Below are 2,454 nucleotides of genomic sequence, written 5' to 3' on the forward strand. Positions count from 1 at the left end.
CCGCTCGTGTATCCAGGCTGAAAGAACTCTTGCAGGAAACGAGGCCGCCATTGCCGATCGTGTCGGCGATCACGCCGGCGGCTTCGCCAACCCCGGCGACATAGGCGACCAGCGTTTGCCTGGCGACCGGGCTGGTGTCGGCCTTGTCGAGCATTTCCATCACCTGCCCCACCGATATCCGGCCTGTCGCGGTCGACGGGAGGGCGATGGCAGCAAAAGGCGTTATGGACGCGGCGACAATCGCGATGGCTGCCACGGCAATCCGGCGTTTGAACGAAGGCATAGGTTTCTCCTGTGATGAGGAATTGACAAGAATCATCATTACGCATAAACAAATTATTGTAAAACGATAACTCATTACAATGGAGTGATAACGGCGATGATTGAACCTGTCATCACGGCTGTCCCTGCCGATCCTGCCCGCCAGCTTAGATTGAGACGCATCCGACTTTTCAGCCTAGTGCTGGCGAGGTGTTTTGTCGTCCTCGCCATATTGCTGACCATCGGTCTGCTGTTCTACTGGCTCAGCGTCTCCGCCAGTTCGATCGCGGCCGATGCGCAAATCCCACAGGAATGGCTGAGCGAGCTTGGCCTCGGTCGAAGACTGGTCGGGTTCGCGATCTCGTTCGTGCCGCTTGCCTGCCTCGTCTTCGCGCTCATGGCCGCAAGGCGCTGCTTCGGCGCTTTCGCGTCCGGCAACTTCTTCGGTCAGGGCGCCATCAGCAATTTGCGATACTTTGGCCTCGGCCTGCTGGCATCCGCCTTGCTGAAACCGGTTTCGGCGGCGGCATTGTCCGTTCTGCTCAGCTGGGACGCGCCTGCCGGCCAGCACCGGCTGACGCTCGGTCTCGACAGCGACACGATGCTGACCTTGCTGGCAGCTTGCATCGTCGCTGTCATCACCTGGGTCATGGCCGAGGCATCGGCACTCGCCGAAGAAAACGCGCAATTCATCTGATGAGGATCAGCTCATGCCCATAAGGGTCAGGCTCAATGTCGTCCTCGCCGAACGAAACGTGAAGTCAAAGGACCTGGCCGAATATGTCGGCATCACCGAGGCCAATCTTTCCCTTTTGAAGCAGGGAAAGGTCAAGGGTATCCGGTTCGACACGCTGGAGCGCATCTGCGACTATCTCGACTGTCAGCCGGGCGATCTGCTTCGCTTCGAGAGGGTGTCCGAATAGCACAAAGAAATAGGCCGCCGGGTTGCCCCGACGGCCTTATTGCCTGAGATCGTTGCCGTCCGCGCTTACTGCGCGGCGGTGGTCATGTCGGCCAGCATCGGCTCGGCGACTTCCGCACCCGAGGCCTTGCGGCGCTCGTCGATGATCAGTTCGTCGCGCGAGGTGGCGATGCGCCGGATCTGGCTCATCGTGCCGCCGGTACCGGCCGGGATCAACCGGCCGACGATGACGTTTTCCTTCAAGCCCTGCAGCATGTCGGTCTTGCCGGCAACGGCAGCTTCCGTCAGCACTCGCGTCGTCTCCTGGAAGGAGGCGGCCGAGATGAAGGACGGCGTCTGCAGCGATGCCTTGGTGATGCCGAGCAGCACCGGCAGGCCTTCGGCCGGCTTCTTGCCGTCCTCGACCAGACGCTCGTTGACCTCTTCCAGTTCGATCACGTCGACATGATCGCCCGGGATGTAGGTCGAATCGCCCTGCACCGTGATCTCGACCTTCTGCAGCATCTGGCGAACGATCACCTCGATGTGCTTGTCGTTGATCGACACGCCCTGCAGACGGTAGACTTCCTGGATCTCGTTGACGAGGTAGGAAGCAAGTGCCTCCACGCCCTTGATCGCCAGGATGTCGTGCGGCGCCGGGTTGCCGTCGAGGATGTAGTCGCCCTTCTCGATGACGTCGCCGTCCTGGAGATGGAACGGCTTGCCCTTCGGGATCAGGTATTCGACCGGCTCAAGCGTCGAGTCATGCGGCTCGATGATGATGCGACGCTTGTTCTTGTAGTCGCGGCCGAAGCGGATCGTGCCGTCGATCTCGGCGATGATGGCGTGATCCTTCGGACGACGTGCCTCGAACAGCTCGGCAACACGCGGCAGACCGCCGGTGATGTCCTTGGTCTTGGCGCTTTCCATCGGAATACGCGCCAAAACGTCGCCGGGGCGAACCTGCGAACCCGGCTCGACCGAAAGAATGGCCTCGACCGAGAGCAGGAAGCGGGCGTCGCCGCCCTTGGACAGCTTGCCGACCTTGCCCTTGGCGTCCTGGATCGCAATCGCCGGCTTCAGGTCGTTGCCACGTGGCGTCGAGCGCCAGTCGATGACCTCACGCTTGGTGATGCCGGTCGACTCGTCGGCCGTTTCCTGAACGGAAATGCCGTCGACCAGATCCTCGTACGACACCCTGCCCTCGATTTCGGTGAGGACCGGACGCGTGTAGGGATCCCACTCGGCGATACGCTGGCCGCGCTTCACCTTGTCACCATCGTCCACGAACT

General features: G+C 61.2%; 3 protein-coding genes and 1 pseudogene. 2 read left to right on the forward strand and 2 right to left on the reverse strand.

Annotated elements, in window-relative coordinates; all coding sequences use genetic code 11:
- A partial coding sequence (locus EN879_RS32030; RefSeq protein ID WP_127274527.1) for a chlorophyllide reductase occupies window positions 1-283 on the reverse strand: 283 nt, incomplete at its 3' end.
- 96 nt (window positions 284-379) lie between these two features.
- Between EN879_RS32030 and EN879_RS32035 the strand changes: the two genes are divergently transcribed.
- Window positions 380-958, forward strand: coding sequence for a DUF2975 domain-containing protein (locus EN879_RS32035; RefSeq protein ID WP_063168071.1), 579 nt, complete (start codon window positions 380-382; stop codon window positions 956-958).
- A gap of 13 nt (window positions 959-971) precedes the next feature.
- A complete protein-coding gene (locus EN879_RS32040; RefSeq protein ID WP_013531416.1) occupies window positions 972-1,184 on the forward strand; it encodes a helix-turn-helix transcriptional regulator in 213 nt (70 codons plus the stop codon).
- A gap of 65 nt (window positions 1,185-1,249) precedes the next feature.
- Here EN879_RS32040 and EN879_RS32045 read toward each other — a convergent pair.
- A pseudogene (locus tag EN879_RS32045) lies at window positions 1,250-2,454 on the reverse strand (DNA-directed RNA polymerase subunit beta'); the annotation flags it as partial.

Source organism: Mesorhizobium sp. M7A.F.Ca.AU.002.02.1.1 (assembly GCF_003998535.1).
GTDB lineage: Bacteria > Pseudomonadota > Alphaproteobacteria > Rhizobiales > Rhizobiaceae > Mesorhizobium > Mesorhizobium ciceri.